This is a genomic window from Rhodococcus sp. TAF43, assembly GCF_052113525.1.
Taxonomy (GTDB): domain Bacteria; phylum Actinomycetota; class Actinomycetes; order Mycobacteriales; family Mycobacteriaceae; genus Prescottella.
Genome location: NZ_JBFRDL010000015.1, coordinates 1 through 15,686 on the forward strand (window position 1 = coordinate 1; position 15,686 = coordinate 15,686).

Sequence of the window (15,686 nt, forward strand, 5' to 3'; positions counted from 1 at the left end):
ACAGTGCACCGGCCAACACCGTGTGCACGTCGGTGACGGTGATGCTGTGCTGCAGATCGATCCGATGGACCAGGTAGCCGAGTTCATCGAGTCGCCGAGAAGCGCAGTCGAGCCCGAATCGGGTGTCGTACCTGTACACGGATCCGTTCTGCAACAGACTCCAGTCAAAGCGCTGCCGTTGCGTGTCGAAGAGCTCTCGATCAAGCGGGTCGAAGACAGGACCGCGAGGCATGCACGAATCGTAGATCAGCAGTCGCCCCGACCAAGGCGCGTCTTCAAGACACGGAACAGGAGAATCTGCTCTAGACGACCGGAGCACTCGGGATTAGCCAGGAGGACGGAACGTAGGCGGGCCCCGCCACCCTCGCTGTTCACAACTTCAGGATGCGTTCAGCGCCCAACTGCGCGGTGGAACCGCCCCTAGGGGCAACCCGCACGCCACTAACCTGGAACTCATCCAGATTGGTGTGATCGGGAGCCCTCCTCAAGTGTGATTACCGACTGGTCAACCTATCCAATCCACATGCAGGCCAGAATGAACCGGCATTGGTGAACACCCCTCCACTTCTTCCACCTCTCTCCAGCCAGCTGGCGATCTTCTTCTCTCTCACGCTCGCTCGCTCCATCATCCATCCACTACTCACACCGGCGGCCACCGTGGGGCCATCTCTCCAAGCGGCGGCGCAACGTGGACGCATGGACGTGACCAACGTTCACCGGGCCACCCCGAACACCAAAGAAGCCATGTGCTTTCACCCGTGCATATGCGCCTCTTAGATGGTCGCGGGCGATCGTCCGGTGTACATCCGACGTGCCGCCTCACGCGTCGTGCTATCGAGTTGCATCCGCCATACCATTTCATGCGTCAGCGATGAGTTTGGGCGGCGGATCGGGTCTGCCTTGGCATGACTCGAATTGTTGCCGACATCTCGGTCTCTCTGGACGGCTTCGTCACCGGGCCCGGTCCCAGCCCGGACTACGGTCTGGGCACCGGCGGCGAGGCCCTGCACACGTGGGCGCTTTCCGACTACCCCGACGACCGCCGGATCCTGCGCGAGGGGACCACCCGCTCGGGCGCCGTCGTCCTCGGCCGCGACCTCCAGCTCGACATCGACCGCGACGCACCCGATCTACAACGTCTTCAGGTGATCCGATGACCACTATCAACGCCAAAGGGATCGCCTTGGGCATCGAGTCGTTCGGTGACGACGGCGCGCCACTCGTTCTGCTCGCGGGCGGAACGACGATGCTCTCCTGGCCAGACGCGCTGTGCGAGCGCCTCGCCGCCGGCGGACGCCGTGTGGTGCGCTACGACCTGCGCGATAGCGGCGAGTCGACGACGACGGATCCGGAGGCGCCCGCTTACACCCTGCGCGGCCTCGCCGCCGACGCGGCGGCCATCGCTGACGCGCTCGGCGGCGGGCCTGCACACCTCGCGGGAATCGGCGTCGGCGGGATGGTCGCCCAGGTGGCCGTGCTCGACCATCCGGGCGCCTTCTCGGCGCTCACCCTGGTCGGCACCCGCCCGGTTGCCCCTGGCCCGCCCGACGATGACCTCCCCGACCATGACCAGGCGACGATGAGCCGACTGTTCGCGCGCCCGATGCCCGATTGGACCGACCGCGAGGCGGTCGCGGAGTTCGCCGCCGCCGGCGCGGAGATCCTCGGCGACGACCCCGTCGCCGCGCGAGCAATCGCAGGGCGCATCTGGGACCGCACGCCCGGCACCGCACCCCCGGTCCAGATGGCCAACCAGATGGGCATGGTGTTTTCCAGGCTCGGCTGCAAACCCCGCTGGCGCGAGCGCCTGCCCGAGATCGAGGTCCCCACGCTCGTCGTCCACGGCCGCCGCAACCGGTTCTTCCCCGTCGGCAACGGCCAGGCGATCGCGCGCGAGATCCCCACGGCACGGCTGCTCGTCCTCGAAGAGGCCGCCACCGCGATACCCGATGCGGCGGTCGGCGAGGTCACCGAGGCGATGCTCACGCTCGGATAGAGGTGAGTGCCGTGCTGGTCCGGCTTCTACGCAGCACATCGCCGCTGAGGTGCCCACGGCACGAGCGAGTCAGCAAAGTGGAAGACGGGCCATCCCGAGCTTGTCCGCGAACACTGAACCCAGAGCCAGGCACTCGGCTACTGCACCAAGTGGCACCCATCCAGATCTGTGTCATCAGAAGCCCTCGTCAAGTGTGATTACCGACTGGTCAACCCATCCAATCCGCATGCAACCCAGAACAAACCGCCATAGGTGAACACCTTTCCACTGTCGCGCTCTCTCCGTCGGTGAAACACAACGGGCATGAAAGGGTGACCCCCCTTTGGATGGTTGGATGCCCACCCATCCGTTGGGGCCACAACCGATCATGGAAACGCTGGTCCTGCGAGCGGCAGTTTCGACCTGGTTTCAGACGGGGCGCGACACCCAGTTCGGGGGCCACGGTGCTGCTGTGAACGATGTGGGTTCGGCGACATTCTGAACGGTGCCACCTTCATTGGCGAATGATGCGCGCACCGAGTAGCGGTTGGTTGTGAGGTGAACGGCGAGGGAACCATCGACGATGGACAGCACCCATCGGTCCATATCTCTGAGCAGTTCAGCGGACCCGCGATCGCACGCGTCGCATCCACAATCGGGAATTGATGCCAACCTCATTGCAGGGTCTCCCGCTGCAACGGTGACGGTGACGATGTGGTCGTTGTCCACCGGTGTGTGCGTCGTCAGAACCAGGGGGACTGCTCCGTCGGCTGCGGGCTCGAGGACGGTGTCGGCACCGCCTGTATCAAAGGGGCGGAGCGCCCAATCTATTTGCGATGCTTCTCGCGCCCAGCCGCGGTCGAGGAGAACCTTCGTCCACGCTCGCGCTCTGGCCACCACGATCAGGAACTTCTCCGGGTTGGTGACTTTCTCGTACGCTGCCGCGTCAGGAGCGTGGCCATCCTTGTACGGGTGCGGCCATCCAGGAGTGGCTGCACCGGTGGTCGCGAATGCCGCGTCGACGTCGGCGAGTAACTCGCACATCTGTCGGGACAGCAGCGGCTAGTACCGTCCCCAACCGGTTTCGCGTGCGCGGAGAATATCGTCGTTGTATTCGTCCCACCACGACCGCGCTTGATCTGTCCCCACGACAGCGACGCTACCTGCCGTGGGGGGGCATCTGATCCGACGACGCTTGCGAGTGCTCGGCTTTTCACCGGCAGAGGTGCGAAGCTGCAACCTGTCGCGACGGCCCCGCCTACCCGACCGCCGCCAACCGTGGAACCAGTCCAGATTCGGCGTGATCAGCGGCCACTCCCAAGCGTGATTACCGATCCGTCAGTTCACGCAATGAACCGACGGCACAACAGGACCAGCTACAGGTGAACACCTCTCCATCCATCCATCCACTCCACTCCATCTCACGGTTCTCTTCCTCAGCCAGCCGCCATCCAGCCATCATGAGCCACCCGGGCGCACGCATTCGCACCCTCCGCGCTGTTCACGGGAACCGATTGGCGATTGCCGAGATGATCTCGTCTGGCTCGCGCTCCTGGATGAAGTGCCGCGCACGGGGTAGCTCGACGACGTCGAGATCGGCAAATGCGGCATGCATCCGCGGGATACACACCTTCGGACGGAAGATCATGTCCCGCATCCCCCACACTGCCAGCGTCGGCTTGTGTCCCAGCAGGGCGGGTACGTCTTGGGCGAGTTGGTCCAATAACGGGCGTGCGGCGCGAATTTCCTTGGGCATGAACGTGAGCCCCCGTCGCGCTTCCTCGGTGGGTTGCACCATGCGGTAGTGGTCGGCCTCTGCCTCGGTGAGCGTGCGGCCCAGCTCCCCGAGCAGGAATCGCTCCACAAGCAGGTTCTGCCCGAGTATGCGACGTTGCATGGGGCGGCTGCTCATGATCACGCTGAATGCCCTATTGACCAGTGGATCGATCGGCCAGAACACCGTGTTGCCCAGCACGACCCCTCTGACTCGATCTGCCCGCGCGGTTGCCGCGCTCAGCCCGATGGGGCCGCCCCAGTCGTGCCCCATCACGACGAAGCCGTCCAGTTGCAGATGGTCGATCAGTTCGCCCAGGACCGTCGCATGCTCAGCGATCCTGTAGTCGAAATTCTCCGGCCTTTCGGACAGTCCGAAGCCCAGATGATCCACGGCGATGCACCGATACTGGTCACGCAGGCCCTTCACGATGTGGCGGTATAGGAAACTCCACGTCGGTGAGCCGTGACAGAACAGAATCGGCGGTCCGGATCCCTCATCGATGTAGTGCACCCGACCGACAGACGAGTCGAACCATCGCGACTCGAACGGATACAGGGTCTCGTCGGGAACGAAATCGATCATCATTGAGCGCCCTCCTCGTCCGGACCATCTCTTCACGTCGCTCTACAGGGCCGGCACGCGCTCGGTGACCAAACCCAGGCCACCGAATCCCACCCCTGCGCAGCAACCCTCACCGCGAGGTTGCGCTACAGGTGTAGCACATTCTGACCAGTACGCTACACCTGTAGCATGTGGTTGTGTCTACACGAGCAACCGGCGCCGATGAACGCCGAGAACTGGTCGCAAACAGCGCCATCCGCATCATTTCCCGCGACGGACTTCGGGCGCTCACACACCGAGCCGTCGACCGGGAAGCCGGGATCCCGCAGGGGTCGACCTCCCATCATGCAAGAACCAGGCTCGCGCTACTCGAACTTGTAGTCGACACGCTCGCCGAACGCGCGATAGCTGACGCCAAGCACGCCGCAGACGCCCTGGCCGCAACGCCTCAGGGCGAACACCAGCTGAACATCACCGAGCTTGCAGACGTGATCGGCGCACTCGTCGAGAGACTCTCGGACCGCCGCGACGACATGAAAGCCCGCTACGCACTCATCCTCGAACTCGATGACGTTCCCCTGCTTCAGGGGAAGTTGACTACGCAGTCCGAAGTCCATGCGGTTACCCGAGAGGTGACCTCGTCACTCCTCACCAGCGCGGGCCTTCCCAGTTCCGACGAACGGATCGAGGAGCTGATCTCGCTCACGGATTCCTTGGTGTTCACGCGAACGGTCATCCGCGGAACCACCCCCCTGGAATCCATCCTCACTGCCTATCTGCGAGGTGTCGTCCCACTTTCGGCCACCTCTACCGGGAAGTCGTGAGGTCCGACGCCATATCGGGTCGACAGGCGTCGTGTGGTCAGGGGCCTCCGAAAAGTGTGGTCACCGACCGAGCACATAGCGAATCAATCTGCCTCAGCGGGCAAACCGTCGTCGAAGCCCGCACGGATGGACTCCTCGAGCAGATGCTGGTGCTGTTCACCGCATCGGCGATCCGCTGCATGTTTCGGTTGTCGTTGGAGCGGGCGGCGGCGCGCGAGTTCGCCGAGCCTCCGCCTATCGAGAGAAGCCGGAACGGTTCCTGCACAGCAGGATCCACACAATACGTACTGAACACGGCACACCGTGCGATGCTTGGAGCATGAACATTTCACATCGATCTACTTCAGCCGCGGCTGCCGGGCTCATGGGCGCTGCCATGTTCGTTGCGGCGCCGGGTGTGGCCAGCGCCGCTGATCCTTGCCAGCTCGGGTGGTCGAATGTGGGACCACGAACGTGCGCTATGACAGACGTCGGGATGGCCCCGGTGTGGACACTGGGAGACGGCATCTGTCCAGGGATGCTGGTCGCCTCCGGGAATGCGTTCGACGGACCACTGTCGGAGTACTCCAGCGCTCCAGGGGCGGTCCATTCCGTCGAACTGCGAGTTACGCAGGGCCTCTCACCTTTGGGCGAGTGGGGGTCGACTGTCCTGGCCTGCAACGCAACTGCGATCATCGATTGGCAGAACCTCGATACCGGTCAAACCGGCACAGTGAGTCGATACATCCCTGCGAGCAACACGAGCGCCTGGCCGGTATACGTGCATGTGGGTACGGGCCCGGGACGTGTTCGGCTCACCATGCGGACCGACCACCCGAGCATTCCGGTCTCGACGGACGTGGTCGTCCCCTGACGTCACTGTGCACGTAGTGGCGACCTTCTGGTCCCCATCGACACCCCACTGATCGTGTGCACCTTGCCAATCCTTTCGCTGTTGGCGATGTGGCGACCCGAGACCAGCGGGGCCGCCACGCCCTCGACATTGCCTTACGCCATCCGATCCGAGCCGCCTGCGCGAAGTATTTTCGGGGACTGCGGCATTCAGTGGTGACAAGACAAGTGGCCTGCACTCTGGAACTCATCCAGATTTGTGTGATCAGGGGCCCTCGTTAAGTGTGACTACCGATCGGTCGGTCTAGCCACAAAGTCTGCCGTCCAGGGCCGGCGCCATTGGTGAACACCTCTCCATCCAGGTCGAGTCCCTCTATCCATCGGTGGTGCTCTCACAGGTGGTTCGCCCGGTTCGGTCCATCGATCTCTCGCACGGTCCTCTCTCTCGCGCTCACGCGCTCACCCACCCATAGGGTGTTCACCCAGAATGCCCGTTTGGGTTCACCAATCGACACCGCGAACGATTCCCTCACGCGGAGATTGGCCCCGTTCAGGGGTCTTCATGGAGACTGCTGTGAGGGGTATGGTGGCTAATTGGAGTCGCTGGGTGTACGCGGCAACTCAGTGGCAGCGGTGTACGAGTGCCGTGGCGGAGCTGGCAGGGTCTAGGGCGTCGCGTGGGGCCGGGGGGACCATGCGCCAACCCCATTCAGGACCACATGACGCTCTGATTCGAGACCACCGACGTGTGGTTGAGTGGTGATGCGATCTGGGGACCCAGCGGTGAGCGGTCCGTCAAAAGGAACACATTCGCCGTGTTCGACGAAGTCGCACTCTGCAGATCAGCTTTTGTTGAAAGCTGCTGTTACGGAGGGTAGATCGTGCCGAAACTCGAACTGATTCATCGCAAACCAGCCGGAACTCCGAACGGCCCGCCGATTCTGCTGGTGCACGGCGCTTGGGTTGGTGCTTGGTGCTGGGATTACGGGTTCATCGACAAGCTGACCGAGCTCGGCTGGGAAGTGTATGCACTGAGCCTGCGCGGTCACGGCAAGAGTGAGGGCAGGGACAAACTCCGCTGGGCGAGCATCAAGAACTTTGTTGACGATGTCCGCTCGGTCGCGGATTCTCTGCCCACGCCGCCGCTGATTGTCGGCCACTCGATGGGCGGGTTTGTCCTTCAACGGTATTTGACGAAGGGACACCCCGCTGCGGCCGCCGTGTTACTCACGCCGGTGCCGGCGGCGGGGGTTCGCGGGTTCACAATACGTTTGATTCGCCGCCATCCACTGGTGTGGCTTCGCTGTCATCTCACGCTGAGCCTGATGCCGATCCTGGAAAGGCCGGATTACTTTCGTGAATGGGTTCTCGGGTCCGAAACGACCGAAGAGCGAGTGCTCGAAATTCACAGCCATGTTCAAGACGATTCGTATCGTGCCGTCGTCGACATGACCTTCGCACTGCCTCCTCGACGCAAGAACATCCCCGCCATCCCGATGACGGTCATTGCCGGTGAGAATGATGCGATCTTCACGGTCAAGGAAGCACGAAGAACTGCCAGGAGGTTCGGCGTCACCGCTGATGTTGTCCCTGGCATGCCGCATGGGCAGTTCGAACCGCATTGGTGTGACGAAGTAGCCGAACGTGTCGACAAGTTCGCACGTTCGCTGACCTGACTCGCGGGGGTCAGCCCTGCGTTCGCGTGTGACTGAGTCGGTATGAGGTGGTGCCGGTTTCGATGATGGTGCGGTGAAAAGCGTGATGGAAGGGTGTTCACGAATGGCGGAGCGTGCTGGGCTGCATACGGATTGGATAGGTTGACCAGCTGGTAATCACACTTTACGAGGCCTCCAGATCACACAAATCTGGATCAGTTCCAGTGACAGCACTCGGGCTCGACCAGACCCGATCCGGGGCACCGACAACGCGTTCATCATGATCGGGAACATTTGGCGTGGCGCAGGCCTGACCTGGCCCGATCAGTAGGACAAGAGGTCGGCCGTGGCCGTCGGCGAGCTGGTGGATCTCCGTGCCGAGCCCACCGCGCGAACGTCCGAGCGCATGGTCGGCCGGCTCGGCGAAAAGGTTCGTGTAATTCGACAGATCGCTCCCATTCGCATCGGCGTGTGCGAGTAGCGCATTCAAGATCGTGTCCCAGGTCCCGTCGCCGGCATAGCGGCGGTGACGCTTCCAGATCGTCTGCCACGGAACAAAATCCGTCGGCACGTCCCGCTACGCGATCCCCGCCCGATAGCGGTAGACGCTGCCCTCGACAACCCGACGATTGTCCCGGAACGAGCGGCCCCGACATCCGTCGGACGAGGGAAGCGACGGTTCGATCAACGACCACTGCTCATCGGTCAGATACTCGGTGCGCGACACACTGAACGGTGTCGCGCACCGACTACGCGTATTCGGGAGACACGCCCTAGGTGTCATAGTCTCCGTCGTCCCACGGGGCGTAGAAGGCCATATAGTCGCCCGGTTCGACCGTGACATTCCAGTACCACTCATGGTCGTCCTCCGAATCCGGCCCGTGAAGGATCAACCCGAACTCGTGCCCGTGCGCCGTCACGGAGAACGGGGCGACGGTAATGTCGCAGAACGAGACTGGTTGAATCTCCGAAAGCAGGCGCTCGGCGGCATTCTCCTGCTCGTCGAAGTGCGCGACGTTACCGGGAAGCGAACCATCCCCGGGTCGGGTTCCCAGTGGAACAATCGTCGAATCCACAAGCGCGCCGCCCACATCGAACAGGTACCTGGCTGCGAACTCCGCCCCGGACGCGTCGCCACTAGCCCACGCGAACGGAGTCGTGACAAAGAACTGGCGGCCGTCGACTGCCGTCCCGACGAACGCCGCGTGGTAGTCGTCATGCGCAATCACCAGGGACTGGGGAGCCAACTGTCCGTCAGCATCCCGCAAACCAGGATCGAGATGATTAGTCACCCAAAAATGATAACGATCAATCAACAGCACTGATGGAGATGCGCGACGGTGACACCCGGCTGCCGAAGGGGCGTGACCGGATCCGGATCCGTATGAGCAGTGGTGCTCGATACGTGTGTCTGCCGACCAGTCAGCTGCGCCAGTCCGCTTGCGCGCCAGCCCGGCCCATCATCCCTCGCGCTCCGCCGCCACCTCGGCCAGTTGGTCGAAGGTCCGCACGAGGACCTCACGTCGCCGCTCCTTGTAGTCCGGCGCAGGCTCCAGCCCGTCGATTGCCCCGTCCCAGACGGCCAGGAACCGGTCTCTCCAGCCGACGATGGTTCCCGGGTCGGGCAGGGTGACCCCGACGTAGTGCTGCTGCGCGATGAGGTGGAGCAACTCCAGGTTGCACGGCACCGCGACACCCCAGTACTCATCCGGCTCGATCTCGACCGGGTCGCCGGACATCGCCTTGGTCACCTCGTCGACGAGCCGGCCGGTCATGTCGGAGAGATGATCGGCGGCGGTGTCGTCGTCGAAGTTGCCGCTGCCCCAGGTCCCCATACTGTCCACACCCTCCTGTATCCGATTCTGGCGACATCGAACCAGACAGCGCCGACATTCCGCCGTCGGCAGGCCAGGCCCGGGCCGCGCTAGCCGGTCATGGCGCCGATGGCCCCCGTGAAGTAGGGCACCAGCCAGATCGTCCACACGACCAGGCTGAACTGGTGGAACTTCGCCTTCTCGGAGGGACGATCGCGGATCAGGACAATGACGGCCCACACCAGGTGAACGGCCATGAGCACGATTGCCACGGCTCCGGTGACGATCATGATCTTGTCGAAGGTGGATGTTCCGGTTTCCGATGACTCGTCGGAGATTCGGCTCATCAGGAAGGTACCGGTGGCGTCGCAGACCAGGCCGAGCGCGAAGGCGCCGGCATGCCACCACTTCAGGGTCTTCTGGATGCGTTCCGACCACACGCCGACGGAGTAGAAGACCAGGGCAAACGTGATGACGATGATCGCGGTGGCCAGCATGCCCCGAGACTAGCCGGGGCTTGATGCCGATCCGCGACGCCTCGCCGCCATCTGCCGCCGTCGGCTCGGAACGAGACGCATCGCCGCCGAGCTCGTCACCGGTCAAGATCACGGCGGTGAGCGGATTGGCGAGAATCTGGGCGGCCGTGGAATCGCTCATGCCGGCGGGAACCGGCAAGACCCGCCCGGCGTCGGCGACGACATACTCCTGCCACGTGCCCTTGACCCCGATCGTGATGACGCGTTGCCCGACGGTCAGACCGTCTGTGCCGCTACCGAGTTCGTCGATCACGCCGACGGATTCGATTCCGGGCACGGTGGGGAACTCCGGGATGAATCCGTATCGGCCGCGGATGGTGTGCAGATCGCTGGCATGGACGGGTACGGCGAGCACCCGGATCCGGACCTGGCCGGGACCGGGCGGGTCTGCAGGTGCAGAACCTCGGACGGCTCACCTACCGTGTCGGCGACGACAGACCGCATGGTTCTCATCTTCCGGACGCTCCTTCGGACGGATCCAGACCTCGCAGCGGTTTCGGCTCGCACAATGTCTGCTGTGCCCTTTGAGGGCGAAGATTCGGATCGGCGCGGTGCAATTCCAGCCCTACTGGCTCCAATGCTGCCACCACGGCGGGGTCGTTGCGGTCCAGACCGTCGTCTCACTCCCCGCCCCGCACCTTCGGCTAACCATCCCGCGGGCACACTCTGGCTGCCGCCTACGGGAGCGCTACCGTTCGGTCGCATCAGCAGGCGCGCCGCATTCAGCACACGCGCGCTCCAGTGCCTCGATGCGCGGCCGTCCCACACCGGCCGGGGACTGTACCGCCAGCAGCGGCGGCCACGGCCAGTGCCGGCCGAGGCGGCCCCGCGCCCGCAGGAAGCCGAGTCCGAGCACGAGGCCGAAGATCAGGTGCCCGATCAGCGAGAGCGTGATCGTCGTCGGCGTCAGCGGAAACATGTCATGCTCACCGCGCGACGACAGGGCAACCGTTGCAATGAGCCCAGCCCATACGGGGACCACCGCGCCGGTGACGAACGCGAGGAGGACGGTGCGGCGGGACCGGTGGTGGAGGCCTAGCGCGAGGGCGATGAGGAAGAAGGCGATTCCGATTCCTCCGCCGTCGCCGAAGTAACGCCACAGGTAACCGACGATCGCGCCGGTCTGGGTGTCGGTTCCCGAGTGGAGCCAGGTGCCCATTTTCGGAATGAAGTCGTCCCAGAGACCGAGCAGATAGACGGTGTCGAGGCGGAAGACGTCATAGACCAGACACGCGAACATTCCCCAGCCGAGGCCGTGGCCGACGATGCGATCGATCGGGTGCGGAGCGATCACGCACAACACGACGAGGACGGCCGCGAGCGGAATGACCACCAGCGCGCCGGTGGCACTCATCGGCGCGACGCCGAACACCTGCGCCGAGATCCCGAGCAGCGGCAGGGACGCGAGCAGCAGGTACATGCCGATCCGGGCCAGGGTCCAATGGTGACGGACCGTCTTCCGGACGGATTCGACGGCGGGCAGGGCTGCGGCGGGCGGCCCGTGTTCGTGAACATCGGGGATGGCGGTACCGGGGATACGGGGCATAGCGGGCGGGGTCCTTTCGATCGGGGGACCTCTCTCGACGAGTGGCCGGTTTCCGAGGCCTCTCCAGCGTCCGTCGGGTGCCCTGCCTGCGAATAGTCCCCCGAGGGGTGATGAACAGCCACCCTCACGCACTCACGACTGCGACCTCCACCCATGACGCCCCACCCGTCGGCGCTACTCTGCTTTCCTGCAGCAACCTTCGCCCTGCGATCGCGGCCGGGCCACATCATCTGGGGGCAGTCATGGGCTATGCATCCTTCACCAACTGGCGACGACTGGACGGTGACCCGGACGTCATCTGGCACGCATTCACCCACCCGGTGGAGACGGGACTGTACGAGGAGCACAAGACGGAGACCGTGCTCGGGCCCGACTTTGCGATGGCCGCGGGGCACGGCTGGGACAGCAAGCACGGCGAGGAATGCGACTTCGACGTCGTCCGATGGACCATCACCCGGCACGTGCCGAACGAAGTGTTCGAGTTCTCCGGCAAGCAGCGGGGGATCCGGCAGAGCGTCGTGCTCACCATGGAGCCCGCGGACGGCGGCCACATCGTGACCGAGACCATCCACTTCCGCCCGGCACTCGCCGGTAAACCGGGTGCGCAACTGCTGTCCTGGCTGCTCCTGGCCACCGGCCTGCTGGCCAAGGTCGGCAATGATCACGGCGAGAATCTCGATCTGCTCGAACAGCACGTCGCAGCCATGTAGCGGAACCTGTCGGCGCCTCGAATGGTCTGGGGAAATAGGCTTTGAAGTGACGGATCTGATTTCGAGCGGGATCACGACCCTGCGTGCTGTTGGATGGGCGTGGGAGCCTGCAGGTGACCGGCAGGTGGTGTTTCCGGGTTCTCGTTACGAGGTGGTACCGCCGCAGTTCTCGGCGTGGTCGTCTGCCTTCGGGCGCCTGTCGAACGCGGATGAGACAGTGTGGTTTCTGTCCGCAGGTGACTACTCGGCCGTCGGCGAAGACGCTTTTGCGTGGAACGAGTTCGAGATCATGAGTTTGGACGCCGCGGTGACCGACGAACAGGTCTCGGCCGTCGTTCGTTTCTGGGACCGCCACCTTCCGGTTCTGGTGTCGGTGAAGGACGGTTATTCGTATGTCGCAGTCGTGACGTCCGGTGAGGGTGTCGGAAGGATGGTCTTCGGCGAGGAGCCGGAGTTCGAGGAATCGGTGCCGCTAGCGGACGACTTCGACCAGTTCCTCGCCATCATCGCAGGCCGGCGGGACCCTGCCGATCCGCGTCTGTGGAACTTCCTCTTCGACAAGTGAATCGCTTCCTGGGTGGCCGGCACTTCAGCCCGGCGCGCCCAGGAGTCGTGTAGTTGTCGGCCCTGCTGCTCCCCCTCACCAACCTGTTCGGCGCCGAGAACGTCAGGCGAGTTCCGACTCGGCATCGAAGCGTTCGCGGGCGTTGTCGATGTCCGGCAAGTACGTTTCGGCCCACCCGAGGAGGACGTCGACCGGGTGACGAAGGGTCTTGCCGAGCGGGGTGATCCGGTATTCGACGGCGATCGGGCGGGAACTGAGCAACTCGCGCTGGATGATGCCGTTGCGTTCGAGACGACGCAGCGTGGCGGTCAGCGATTTTTGTGTCACCGCGGGGATCGCGCGACGCAGCTCGTTGAAACGGCTCGGCCTCTCGCACAGTTCGTTGAGCACCGCCAACGACCACTTGTCGAGGATCTGATCGAGCAGCTCTCGATGAGGCGGGGTGATCGTGAGTTCGCCGCGAACGGCCGGGGAAGTATCGCGCACGCTACCTAGTCTCGTTGAAGTGACCTCCGTATACCAGGTATCAAAGTTATACCCATCCAGCTCGTAATTCGAGGAGATCTCTCATGACCGTTCAGTACCTCACGCCCGAGGGCATGACGCATCCCACTCCGTATCATCACGTCGCCGTCGGCTCCGGAACCCGACACGTCCACGTGGCCGGCCAGATCGCGCGGCTCGCCGATGGAACCCCAGTGGCTCCAGGCGATCTCCCGGGGCAGGTCGCCCAGGCACTGCGCAACACCGCTACCGGGCTGGCCGGGGCGGGCGCGACGTTCAACGATGTCCTCCGCCTGACCTTCTACGTCACGCACTGGCATCCCGAGAAGATCAGCGAGTTCATGACCAGTGTCGAACGGGTCGCCGAGGACATCGGTCTCCCGCTGCCGCTACCGCCGGCATCGCTGATCGGCGTGGACTATCTGTTCGAGCCGGACGTGCTCGTCGAGGTGGAGGCAACCGCCGTCATCGACTGACTGCATTCTCGGAGTCGCCCGTGTCGGAACAGACCGAGGGTCGACGTCGAAGGTTGTCCCGCAGGACAATCCCGCTACGAGCCAACGTCACAGCGGTGACCTCGGGTGGTGCGTGACAGTGCGCCCACCCGAGGGCCTCGCCTTCACTGGGCCGTCGATGACATCGACGGCTGCCTCGATCCGATCGCCGGAAGTCGAGGCGTCGCGGAGCTCCGCAGCTTCCTCACATCATGTAACCATCCCGCCATGACGGAGGAAGCCTGGATCATGTTGCGCGACTCCCGATGTTGCCGCGGCGAGACCGTGCAGGCACCACGCCCGGCCAGATCGGCAGGTCGATCGGCCATACCGCAGAATGGGCGTCGTGACGAGAATGGACGAAGTGGCGCCCAACGTCTTCCGTGCCACCGGGACGGACGTCAACGTGGCGATTCTCCGAGACGGTGACGCCTTGACCCTGATCGACGGCGGCTATCCCGGCGACATCGGCGCCGTCGAAGGCGCAATCCGCTCCCTCGGCCGCCGTCCCGAAGATGTGCAGGGCATGCTGCTCACTCACGCACACATCGACCACATGGGTGCGATCGTCGCGTTCCACGACCGCTACGGAATTCCTGTGTTCACGGACCCTGCCGAGGTCGCCCACGTGAGACGGGACTACCTGGAGCAGGCAACTGCCAAGGACTTCCTTCCGATGCTTCACAGGCACGGAGTGCTGCCGTGGCTGCTGCGCATTGCACGGGCCGGGGCGACCAAGCCGCTCTCCCTCGACGACGCCCACGCCTTCCCGTCCGACGGCCCCTCGACCTGCCCGGTGCGCCCGTCCCCGTGGCGACCCACGGCCACACGTCCGGGCACACGGCGTACCACCTGCCGCAGCACGGCGTGATCGTCACCGGCGACGCACTGGTCACGGCGCATCCACTGTCGAAACTGCAAGGCCCACAACTTCTCCCGGCGGTCTTCGACCACGGGACGTCGGACACTCTCGCCGCGCTCGACCATCTGGCGACACTCGACGCGGAGACCATCCTCCCGGGGCACGGACCCTCGGTGTCCATGCCGATCGCCGCGGCCGTCGCGCAGGCAGTCGACAGGTACCGGATCGGATAGTCGACCGCCCGGTCGCGTGTCGTGCAATCCGTCGAGACGAAGGATCTGCTGCTTTACGTCCTCACCGTGGCTCGTCGAGACGCGATGATCGCGAACCAGCGGATCCGCGCTCAGTTCAACGCCCGGAGGCTCTCCAACCTGCTCAGGATCGGCGCCCGCCACTCCTCGAGATCCTCCGGGCCGTTCTCGGCCCACAACTCGTGGAGCTCCGAGGTGTCGCTGTCGGCGATGGCGCGTCCGAGCGTCGTGAGGATCCACGCGCGCTGCTCCGTCGTCAGGGACCCGGTGTACGCGGCGGCGTCGATCCCCTCGAGCTGCGAGGGCGCCGACCGCAGTCCGTGGGCCACCGCGACCACCTCTGCGAGCGCGATTGCCGCCTGCGCGTCGTCCGCCTCGAGGTACTCGTCGTCGACGTGCCGGCAGTAGTCGTCGATGTCGAACTCGCCTGCCCGAATCGCCGCGAGCAGGTCGCCCGCTCCGTCGTTCTCGAACGGTCCCGAACCCCACGTCCCCACGTTCGCTCCTCCTGTTCCGCGGGCTGCTCAGCCCGTCGTGCCGACCCTACGGTCGACCACCGACAGTCCACGACCGGCGGCATCCAACGCCGAGTAGCCCATCGCGGCGAGCCCGATGGGTCGGCGTGACGGTGGAGGAAGTGAAGTTCGGAGGCCGGAAAGGGGGATGCCCGCTCCTTTCCACTTTCAACTTATAGCGCACAGGGGGCCTTGCGGCAAGGCCCCGGTCATGCCGCAGAATCGCTGGCCGAGGTCTGGAACTGAGGGAAACGGAAGCACCGGGA

At 64.3% G+C, this 15,686-nt stretch carries 18 protein-coding genes and 1 pseudogene; 9 read left to right on the plus strand and 10 right to left on the minus strand.

Translation table 11 applies throughout. The features are described from left to right. The first annotated feature begins 905 nt into the window (after positions 1–905). Both AB4Z09_RS12385 and AB4Z09_RS12390 read left to right on the plus strand, forming a co-directional pair. A complete protein-coding gene (locus AB4Z09_RS12385; RefSeq protein ID WP_442239815.1) occupies positions 906–1,157 on the plus strand; it encodes a hypothetical protein in 252 nt (83 codons plus the stop codon). Then, positions 1,154–1,996, plus strand: coding sequence for an alpha/beta fold hydrolase (locus AB4Z09_RS12390; protein ID WP_442239816.1), 843 nt, complete (start codon positions 1,154–1,156; stop codon positions 1,994–1,996). Before AB4Z09_RS12385 ends, AB4Z09_RS12390 begins: the two co-directional genes overlap by 4 nt. A gap of 408 nt (positions 1,997–2,404) precedes the next feature. Here the strand turns inward: AB4Z09_RS12390 and AB4Z09_RS12395 are convergent, their stop codons facing one another. Together AB4Z09_RS12395 and AB4Z09_RS12400 are read right to left on the minus strand one after the other, a co-directional pair. Continuing rightward, a complete protein-coding gene (locus AB4Z09_RS12395) occupies positions 2,405–3,019 on the minus strand; it encodes a DUF6226 family protein (RefSeq protein ID WP_442239817.1) in 615 nt (204 codons plus the stop codon). A gap of 457 nt (positions 3,020–3,476) precedes the next feature. Next, complete coding sequence (locus AB4Z09_RS12400; RefSeq protein ID WP_174913186.1) at positions 3,477–4,337, minus strand: haloalkane dehalogenase; 861 nt, start codon at positions 4,335–4,337, stop codon at positions 3,477–3,479. 173 nt (positions 4,338–4,510) lie between these two features. On the opposite strand from AB4Z09_RS12400, the gene AB4Z09_RS12405 reads away from it, so the two are divergent. Both AB4Z09_RS12405 and AB4Z09_RS12410 read left to right on the plus strand, forming a co-directional pair. Then, complete coding sequence (locus AB4Z09_RS12405; RefSeq protein WP_114721744.1) at positions 4,511–5,137, plus strand: TetR/AcrR family transcriptional regulator; 627 nt, start codon at positions 4,511–4,513, stop codon at positions 5,135–5,137. 1,712 nt (positions 5,138–6,849) lie between these two features. Then, positions 6,850–7,644 (plus strand): alpha/beta hydrolase, encoded by a 795-nt coding sequence (locus AB4Z09_RS12410; protein ID WP_181818753.1) that lies wholly within the window; start codon positions 6,850–6,852, stop codon positions 7,642–7,644. A 163-nt stretch (positions 7,645–7,807) separates the two neighbouring features. On the opposite strand, the gene AB4Z09_RS12415 is transcribed toward AB4Z09_RS12410, so the two are convergent. The 6 genes and pseudogenes from AB4Z09_RS12415 to AB4Z09_RS12440 all read right to left on the minus strand — a co-directional run bounded on the left by AB4Z09_RS12415 (position 7,808) and on the right by AB4Z09_RS12440 (position 11,519). Continuing rightward, the gene (locus AB4Z09_RS12415; protein WP_442239818.1) at positions 7,808–8,194 is read right to left on the minus strand and encodes a hypothetical protein; all 387 of its coding nucleotides are present in this window, start codon (positions 8,192–8,194) and stop codon (positions 7,808–7,810) included. 202 nt (positions 8,195–8,396) lie between these two features. Then, positions 8,397–8,915 carry a hypothetical protein gene (locus AB4Z09_RS12420; RefSeq protein WP_442239819.1) on the minus strand — a complete coding sequence of 173 codons (519 nt, stop codon included), beginning with the start codon at positions 8,913–8,915 and terminating at the stop codon, positions 8,397–8,399. Positions 8,916–9,083: 168 nt separating this feature from the next. Then, positions 9,084–9,458: a DUF4259 domain-containing protein gene (locus tag AB4Z09_RS12425; RefSeq protein ID WP_114723375.1), complete on the minus strand. Its 375-nt coding sequence runs from the start codon at positions 9,456–9,458 to the stop codon at positions 9,084–9,086. Positions 9,459–9,547: 89 nt separating this feature from the next. Then, on the minus strand, positions 9,548–9,934 hold the full coding sequence (locus tag AB4Z09_RS12430) for an HsmA family protein (RefSeq protein ID WP_114723361.1): 387 nt from the start codon (positions 9,932–9,934) through the stop codon (positions 9,548–9,550). Positions 9,935–10,160: 226 nt separating this feature from the next. Then, a pseudogene (locus AB4Z09_RS12435) lies at positions 10,161–10,328 on the minus strand (alcohol dehydrogenase catalytic domain-containing protein); the annotation flags it as partial. 333 nt (positions 10,329–10,661) lie between these two features. Next, positions 10,662–11,519 (minus strand): hypothetical protein, encoded by an 858-nt coding sequence (locus tag AB4Z09_RS12440; RefSeq protein WP_114723360.1) that lies wholly within the window; start codon positions 11,517–11,519, stop codon positions 10,662–10,664. A 242-nt stretch (positions 11,520–11,761) separates the two neighbouring features. Here AB4Z09_RS12440 and AB4Z09_RS12445 point away from each other — a divergent pair, with 242 nt between their 5' ends. Both AB4Z09_RS12445 and AB4Z09_RS12450 read left to right on the plus strand, forming a co-directional pair. Continuing rightward, positions 11,762–12,229, plus strand: a complete 468-nt coding sequence (locus AB4Z09_RS12445; protein ID WP_442239820.1) for a hypothetical protein — start codon at positions 11,762–11,764, stop codon at positions 12,227–12,229. After that, a complete protein-coding gene (locus AB4Z09_RS12450; protein WP_442239821.1) occupies positions 12,177–12,794 on the plus strand; it encodes a hypothetical protein in 618 nt (205 codons plus the stop codon). Before AB4Z09_RS12445 ends, AB4Z09_RS12450 begins: the two co-directional genes overlap by 53 nt. A gap of 102 nt (positions 12,795–12,896) precedes the next feature. Here AB4Z09_RS12450 and AB4Z09_RS12455 read toward each other — a convergent pair whose 3' ends face one another. Next, entirely contained in the window at positions 12,897–13,280 is a 384-nt protein-coding gene (locus tag AB4Z09_RS12455) for a winged helix-turn-helix transcriptional regulator (RefSeq protein ID WP_442239822.1), read from the minus strand. A gap of 83 nt (positions 13,281–13,363) precedes the next feature. Here AB4Z09_RS12455 and AB4Z09_RS12460 point away from each other — a divergent pair, with 83 nt between their 5' ends. The 3 genes from AB4Z09_RS12460 (at position 13,364) to AB4Z09_RS12470 (ending at position 14,887) form a co-directional block, all read left to right on the plus strand. Then, the gene (locus AB4Z09_RS12460) at positions 13,364–13,774 is read left to right on the plus strand and encodes a RidA family protein (protein ID WP_442239823.1); all 411 of its coding nucleotides are present in this window, start codon (positions 13,364–13,366) and stop codon (positions 13,772–13,774) included. A 373-nt stretch (positions 13,775–14,147) separates the two neighbouring features. Beyond that, complete coding sequence (locus tag AB4Z09_RS12465) at positions 14,148–14,663, plus strand: MBL fold metallo-hydrolase (protein ID WP_442239847.1); 516 nt, start codon at positions 14,148–14,150, stop codon at positions 14,661–14,663. Beyond that, entirely contained in the window at positions 14,603–14,887 is a 285-nt protein-coding gene (locus AB4Z09_RS12470) for an MBL fold metallo-hydrolase (protein ID WP_442239824.1), read from the plus strand. Before AB4Z09_RS12465 ends, AB4Z09_RS12470 begins: the two co-directional genes overlap by 61 nt. A 110-nt stretch (positions 14,888–14,997) precedes the next feature. Here the strand turns inward: AB4Z09_RS12470 and AB4Z09_RS12475 are convergent, their stop codons facing one another. Further along, a complete protein-coding gene (locus AB4Z09_RS12475) occupies positions 14,998–15,402 on the minus strand; it encodes a DUF4259 domain-containing protein (RefSeq protein WP_174913230.1) in 405 nt (134 codons plus the stop codon). Positions 15,403–15,686 lie beyond the last annotated feature (284 nt).

Bases quoted from the DNA above. Each gene is read 5' to 3' on its own strand.
- AB4Z09_RS12395 (WP_442239817.1), bottom strand. From the start codon at position 3,019: ATGTGCGAGTTACTCGCCGACGTCGACGCGGCATTCGCGACCACCGGT.
- AB4Z09_RS12450 (WP_442239821.1), top strand. From the start codon at position 12,177: ATGATCACGGCGAGAATCTCGATCTGCTCGAACAGCACGTCGCAGCCA.
- AB4Z09_RS12390 (WP_442239816.1), top strand. From the start codon at position 1,154: ATGACCACTATCAACGCCAAAGGGATCGCCTTGGGCATCGAGTCGTTC.
- AB4Z09_RS12460 (WP_442239823.1), top strand. From the start codon at position 13,364: ATGACCGTTCAGTACCTCACGCCCGAGGGCATGACGCATCCCACTCCG.
- AB4Z09_RS12440 (WP_114723360.1), bottom strand. From the start codon at position 11,519: ATGCCCCGTATCCCCGGTACCGCCATCCCCGATGTTCACGAACACGGG.
- AB4Z09_RS12400 (WP_174913186.1), bottom strand. From the start codon at position 4,337: ATGATGATCGATTTCGTTCCCGACGAGACCCTGTATCCGTTCGAGTCG.
- AB4Z09_RS12465 (WP_442239847.1), top strand. From the start codon at position 14,148: ATGGACGAAGTGGCGCCCAACGTCTTCCGTGCCACCGGGACGGACGTC.
- AB4Z09_RS12385 (WP_442239815.1), top strand. From the start codon at position 906: ATGACTCGAATTGTTGCCGACATCTCGGTCTCTCTGGACGGCTTCGTC.
- AB4Z09_RS12425 (WP_114723375.1), bottom strand. From the start codon at position 9,458: ATGGGGACCTGGGGCAGCGGCAACTTCGACGACGACACCGCCGCCGAT.
- AB4Z09_RS12430 (WP_114723361.1), bottom strand. From the start codon at position 9,934: ATGCTGGCCACCGCGATCATCGTCATCACGTTTGCCCTGGTCTTCTAC.
- AB4Z09_RS12445 (WP_442239820.1), top strand. From the start codon at position 11,762: ATGGGCTATGCATCCTTCACCAACTGGCGACGACTGGACGGTGACCCG.